This window comes from Nostoc sp. NMS4, assembly GCF_017115095.1.
Classification (GTDB): domain Bacteria; phylum Cyanobacteriota; class Cyanobacteriia; order Cyanobacteriales; family Nostocaceae; genus Nostoc.
Window position 1 is genome coordinate 1 of sequence record NZ_JABXKI010000181.1, and the last position, 5,608, is coordinate 5,608.

Sequence of the window (5,608 nt, forward strand, 5' to 3'; positions counted from 1 at the left end):
AAAATCGCTGAAATCATTGTGTAGTAAGTATTTCGCATTCTCGGATAAGTCTATTGTGTCTTCCATTCAAGATAGTTTATTAAAGAAGGTTTTACAGCAGACATCATGAAATCTAGCAAACTCCACCCAAACAACAATCAAAGCTCAAACACCCAAGTTCAAAACTAAAACAGATCCCTAATGCTAATCAGTTAGAGGCAGAGTTTCTAAATGTAACTGATGGTCAATAGAGTTGACTCGAAATGCACAGGAGGCGATTAACATTATTCTTCGCAGCGATCGCAGTGCTGCTCATGAGTCTGCACAGTCGCCCAAAGCGCAGCAAGCTTCTAAACACCGTGTTGAAAACTCAGAATATTTCAAGCGGTTTCAGTATGTGAGATTTCTAAACTGCAACAAACCAGCAAGGCTGATTATATTTTGAGTACAAGAACTGCAACATGAAGACTTTGCAAATTTATAAGTCAACCTGTAGTTGGAGAAAATAATGGGCGACCTTCAATCATCTTGATTAAGGTTAAGTACCCCAACTGTGAGCAAACAGCGATTAGACTGCAAGCAAGAGAAGTATTTTCAACAAGAGCGATACCTTCACCTTGGACATAAACAGTTTTCAACTAGCCAAATAATCTTTAATTTTGTCTTGCTCACGTCGTAAAGCTTTGATACCCTGCCCATAAGCAGAGCGTACCTTGGAATGACTAAGATTAAGTCCTTGTGCAACCTGTTTTGCAGTCAACTTGTTCTCGCCCGACAACCCAAACTGTAACATTAAGACTTGGCGTTGATTTGGTTTCAAGGTAGCTAATAAATCCTGTAAATCTAACCGGAGAGATTCTAGAGCAACATACTCTTGTGCGGAGATTCTTTCATCGGGTAATATCTCTTGCAGTTGGTTTTCTTGCTCCTCTCCAATTCCTAACTCCAAAGAAACTAACGGACGAAATGCGTTTAGGCATTCGGAAACTTGTTTAGGTGATGCATCAACAGCTTCAGCGATTTCTATAATAGTGGGTGTTCTTCCCAAGGTTTGAAAAAGTTCAATGTGTGCTTTTTTGATTTGCATCAATCTTTTGGTCAAGTCATGGGGTAGGCGAATGGTGTGAGATTGTTCTGCAACTGCTCTGGTAATTGCTTGCCGAATCCACGCCTTTTGCATAAGTAGACAATTTATAGCCCCGATTCGGCTCAAATTTTTCTACCGCTTTCTGTAAACCTATTGCTCCCTCTTGAATCAGATCCAAAATTCTAGGTTACTCCAACGGTATTTTTTAGCTATTGCAACCACTAATCGGAGGTTGGCGGTAATCATTAAATGTTTAGCAAGTTGACCAAGCGTTTTGATTTGGATTAATTCTGCTTCTGTTTTATTGACCTCGGCAGCCAGTTCAGCCCTAGTTGGAGAACGCTTTAGCCGTTGTATGAGAAGATTGTAATGCTTATCAAGTGCCAGCATAGACTTTACTTCTCTTGCATAGAGAACCTCTTGCTCCGGTAATAGCCGATCAATGCCAATACAGTTCGGTTAAGGTTTTTTGATGAAAATTCTAGATCGCTAAAGATGCGATAAATCATCATAAAGACGTGATAAATCGCCGTCTCTTGCCTTAACCGAACAGTATTGCGATCAATGCGACCAATTTCTCGTAGGTAAATTCCAAGTGTATCAGAGTCAAAGCTCGCCATCTTGCGTAAAGCTAATTTAGACCCTGACAGTAGAGTATAAATTAAACAGTCAACGATGATCTAAATTAATTTCTGCTCCGTTGATAAAAAAATTTCAAAAATTCCTCATGGGGGCTACATGGGGGGCTATATATACCCCAAAAATAGCTCAGGACTTTGGGGACATTTTGACACCTATATAGGGTGCATATAGGTGCTAAATGGGGTATATTTGACTGATTAATATTTTGTACCCCATTTAGCCCCCAAGGGGTTATGATAAGCTCTTGAGATTAGGCAAAAAAGGGGAAGTTATTTTATTCTTCTTTCTCTTGCTCTTGCAGATCACTTCAACAGATAATTTTCACTTTCTCAAAGTGTATTACCTTTGTCTTTATGTCAAACATTCACACGTTGCAAAAAATTTTTCCTGCGGGTTTCGATAACGGTTACGGAAGTCTCAAACTTTTAGTCGATGGCTTTGAAGTAGTTCGTGTCCCCAGCTATATAACCAATGCCGAGATGGAAGATGTACCAGGACGGGTAGTTTTTAACGGTAGTGCTTATACAGTTGGAGCGCGGCTCGTTCTTGGTAGGAGCCTCTAGAAACTAGAGGGGTATGACTAAGGTACAAAACTAAAGTCACTTTAGTTTTTGTATAACTGTTCTTTTGATGTGAGTGATACCAAGTAACCTAGAAAGGTAAAGTCTCACCCTTGAGGATACAAGTGACTCCCTATCTGCCCACAGTGAGTAGACTCGGAATTCTACAGGCTGAAGCTGGGAACAGGACGCAATCAGAGCCTAAGCAGGAATGGCACACTGGCGTTAATGGGGAAATGGCATGGGCAAACAAGTCCTAGAAAAGTGTCTCAGTGTAAGGCTGCAACCTGGACAAGAAATGCAGACCTCATCCTTTCACTCTCACAGCATTTTTCAACAATAGCTGTAATATCCGAGAGAAGGATAGACAAACCGGACTGCCCTAAACCATCAAACAATCAAAAGAACGGAACGAGTAAAAACGATATAAAGGTCTAGGGAAAGGTCGAAAAACCCTAGTAGGTAAGACGAGGTACGGAACTCCTTTATATCGGGTAGGACAGAGCGTAACTGCTCTGAGGTATTCAGAAAACGCTTTCTTGGAGTAGAGCATGATTGGACGCAGTATAAAAACTAGCGAATCTTGGAAATCATTACCCTGGAAGAAATTCCGGACGAACCTTTTCCGCTTACAAAGAAGAGTGTTCAAAGCTGTTCAAGTTGGAGACAAGCGTAAAGCTAGGTCACTACAAAAGCTTATTCTGAAATCCTTTGCAGCTAGATGGTTAGCAATTCGTCAAGTAACTCAGTTAAACGCTGGCAAAAAGACGGCTGGAATCGATGGTAAAACCGCCCTAACTCATGAGGAGAGATTTAACCTCGAACTGCTACTAAGGCACAAAGATTGGTATCACAACAAATTAAGATTGATACCAATCCCAAAAAAAGACGGCTCCATCAGATACCTTAAAGTCCCCACAATTGCAGATAGATGCTGGCAAGCAATCGCAAAATTCGCACTTGAGCCAGCACATGAAGCAATTTTTCATGTACATAGCTATGGATTTAGACCCGGAAGGGGTACTCAGGATGCCCGGCAACAGGTTTTCAACAACCTAAACTCAAAAGCAAACGGCATCACCAAAAGAATCCTAGAACTAGACATAGAAAAATGCTTCGACAGGATTAATCACTCCACCATAATGGATAACTTGATTGCTCCAAGAGCATTAAAAACTGGAGTATTCAGAGCATTAAAAGCCGGAATAAACCCAGAATTCCCCGAACAAGGTACACCACAAGGCGGAGTCTTTAGCCTACTACTTGCAAACATCGCATTAAATGGAATTGAAAATATACATCAATACCATGCCAGCAAGGAAAGAAGAATAACACCAAAAACCCCCAAAGAACACATAATAAATGCTTGTGTAAGATACGCGGATGATATGGTGTTCTTCTTAAGACCTCAAGATAATGCAGAAGGAATACTTGAAAGAATCAGCCAATTCCTAGCAGACCGAGGAATGAAAGTAAGTGAGAAAAAGACCAAACTAACCGCCTCGACAGATGGATTCGACTTTCTAGGCTGGAACTTCCAAGTACAGCAAAACGGAAAATTCAGATGCATTCCCTCAGTGGAAAATTTCAAAAACTTCCGCAAGAAAGTAAAACACATCGTCAACAACTCGAATTATGGGGCTAAGGTCAAAGCTGAAAAGCTAGCGCCAATTGTTCGAGGTTGGAGACACTACCACAAATACTGTGATATGAGTGGTTCACGGTTCTCACTGTGGCACATGAGCTTCACAGCCTTCAGGGTATTCAACAGGGAAACAAAAATGGATAGGCATACGACCAAAAAGCTTATGGAAAAAGCCTTCCCCAAAGTTCCCAACTCTGAAAATGCCTTCATCAAAGTCCAAGGAAATAAATCCCCCTTTGACGGCGATTTAGTCTACTGGAGCAAACGCAACAGTAAACTATACGACGGCGCAACCTCAAAACAATTAACAAAGCAAAACCATACTTGTGGAAAATGCGGTCTAAAGTTAACCTCTGAAGAGAGGGTACATTTACACCACATAGACGGTAATCACAACAACTGGAAACCAAAGAATCTAGTTGTATTACACGAAAGCTGTCACGACTACATCCACATGAGCAACAGGGAAAAGAAGTAGACTAAAAACGTCATGCGCGAAAACCCGTACCCAAATCAGTTAGGAAAGTGACTTTAGTCAACACTTTCCGGGAAGGCGCAAGGAGTCTACCGAATTAACCCTTAAGAATATCGGGAGCCAGATGCACGGAAACGGGCACGTCTGGATCTAACAGAGAGGTGCGGGGCATAATAGCCCCCATCGACTCTACCGAGTCCGCTTACCGAACAGGGAATTATTTTGACCGCAACACCGACAATAATGAAAATAAAGTCAATAATGCGTTGTTGACTTTATTGGGTGCATTGGCACATCTGCCACACCGTAAGGCTTGGCACTTAAAATTAGTCGTCAGTTTACATGATGTTGGTCTGGCATCAGAACTACAAAAAGTACTCAATGGAGAATATCAGCCAATACTTGCTGGCAAGCAATCAGAAGTAAAAGTAGAAGTGCTGAAAGTTGTACTAGAGGGTATGGGTGCATTGTTTGGGCATCCACTACCCAAAAAATTAACCATTTTAGACTTTGGCAATGGTACGACCCTGTATTCTCGTTACAACCGGGGTCAGCGAGAAGTTCACACTGCTTACCCCATCGGTGTAGAAGTTCTCATCGATGATATCTCCCAAAAAATGAAACATTTGAATGGCGGAAAAATCGGGGATGCCTCCAAAATCCGATTTTGTCTGGAAATGGGGCATACCAGGTACAGCCGTGACATCGATATCAAAGATATATACAGTGCTTCTTTAAAAGATTGGTATGAAAAATACTTGAAGAAAGTGGTGAATCTCACACTTGATGCCAAGCACCAAGGGGATGAAATCTGGGCGATTGGTGGAGGTTGCCTCTTACCAGGATTTAAGAAGCTGTTGGAGAAAAACGGCTTCAAAATCCTGGACAATCCGGTAGAAGCCAATGTCTTTGGGCTTTTAGAGATGGCAAAAACCATCAGCAGTAAGAACCCAACTACTACATCTCTTAAGTGATCGCAATGGCAGACAAACTTGACTTAACCCCAGAAAAAGTTCGGATCAAAGATAGCTACCGAGAGCGGATATTTGCAGAATCACAGCAATTAGGTAAAAGTTACCTGGAGACGCTTTATTTTATAATTGATTGCTATTTTGCTTTCAGGAAGGGTGCATTTCCCACACAACAAGAGGTTTTTTTTTCTTTCCCTTTTCCCAAAAACCCGACAAGTATTGATATAACTACTACTTTCAATTGGGTAT

8 protein-coding genes and 1 pseudogene are annotated in these 5,608 nt (G+C 41.4%); 5 read left to right on the forward strand and 4 right to left on the reverse strand.

The window, feature by feature from the left end:
* Positions 1-232: 232 nt before the first annotated feature.
* The gene (locus HWQ37_RS15600; RefSeq protein WP_292748524.1) at positions 233-424 is read left to right on the forward strand and encodes a hypothetical protein; all 192 of its coding nucleotides are present in this window, start codon (positions 233-235) and stop codon (positions 422-424) included.
* A 189-nt stretch (positions 425-613) separates the two neighbouring features.
* Here HWQ37_RS15600 and HWQ37_RS15605 read toward each other — a convergent pair whose 3' ends face one another.
* Genes HWQ37_RS15605 through HWQ37_RS15615 form a run of 4 tightly spaced genes read right to left on the reverse strand, consistent with a single transcriptional unit; the run spans position 614 to position 1,686 of the window.
* On the reverse strand, positions 614-1,159 hold the full coding sequence (locus tag HWQ37_RS15605) for a sigma-70 domain-containing protein (RefSeq protein WP_292748525.1): 546 nt from the start codon (positions 1,157-1,159) through the stop codon (positions 614-616).
* Positions 1,083-1,244, reverse strand: coding sequence for a sigma factor (locus tag HWQ37_RS34620; protein ID WP_363318136.1), 162 nt, complete (start codon positions 1,242-1,244; stop codon positions 1,083-1,085). Before HWQ37_RS34620 ends, HWQ37_RS15605 begins: the two co-directional genes overlap by 77 nt.
* A complete protein-coding gene (locus tag HWQ37_RS15610; RefSeq protein WP_292748526.1) occupies positions 1,235-1,456 on the reverse strand; it encodes a hypothetical protein in 222 nt (73 codons plus the stop codon). Before HWQ37_RS15610 ends, HWQ37_RS34620 begins: the two co-directional genes overlap by 10 nt.
* A 5-nt stretch (positions 1,457-1,461) precedes the next feature.
* Complete coding sequence (locus HWQ37_RS15615; protein ID WP_292748527.1) at positions 1,462-1,686, reverse strand: hypothetical protein; 225 nt, start codon at positions 1,684-1,686, stop codon at positions 1,462-1,464.
* Positions 1,687-2,061: 375 nt separating this feature from the next.
* Between HWQ37_RS15615 and HWQ37_RS15620 the strand changes: the two are divergent.
* From HWQ37_RS15620 to HWQ37_RS15635, 4 genes and pseudogenes are all read left to right on the forward strand, one after another.
* Positions 2,062-2,241: pseudogene (locus HWQ37_RS15620) on the forward strand (ParM/StbA family protein); the annotation flags it as partial.
* A 578-nt stretch (positions 2,242-2,819) separates the two neighbouring features.
* Entirely contained in the window at positions 2,820-4,391 is a 1,572-nt protein-coding gene (locus HWQ37_RS15625) for a group II intron reverse transcriptase/maturase (protein WP_292748528.1), read from the forward strand.
* A gap of 158 nt (positions 4,392-4,549) precedes the next feature.
* Complete coding sequence (locus HWQ37_RS15630) at positions 4,550-5,362, forward strand: acetate and sugar kinases/Hsc70/actin family protein (protein WP_292748529.1); 813 nt, start codon at positions 4,550-4,552, stop codon at positions 5,360-5,362.
* A gap of 5 nt (positions 5,363-5,367) precedes the next feature.
* Positions 5,368-5,608, forward strand: a 241-nt coding sequence (locus tag HWQ37_RS15635) for a hypothetical protein (protein WP_292748530.1), incomplete at its 3' end; no start/stop codon positions are given.

Excerpts from the sequence above, each read along its gene's own strand:
- HWQ37_RS15610 (WP_292748526.1), bottom strand. The coding sequence starts at position 1,456 with ATGCTGGCACTTGATAAGCATTACAATCTTCTCATACAACGGCTAAAG.
- HWQ37_RS15605 (WP_292748525.1), bottom strand. The coding sequence starts at position 1,159 with ATGCAAAAGGCGTGGATTCGGCAAGCAATTACCAGAGCAGTTGCAGAA.
- HWQ37_RS15615 (WP_292748527.1), bottom strand. The coding sequence starts at position 1,686 with ATGGCGAGCTTTGACTCTGATACACTTGGAATTTACCTACGAGAAATT.
- HWQ37_RS15625 (WP_292748528.1), top strand. The coding sequence starts at position 2,820 with ATGATTGGACGCAGTATAAAAACTAGCGAATCTTGGAAATCATTACCC.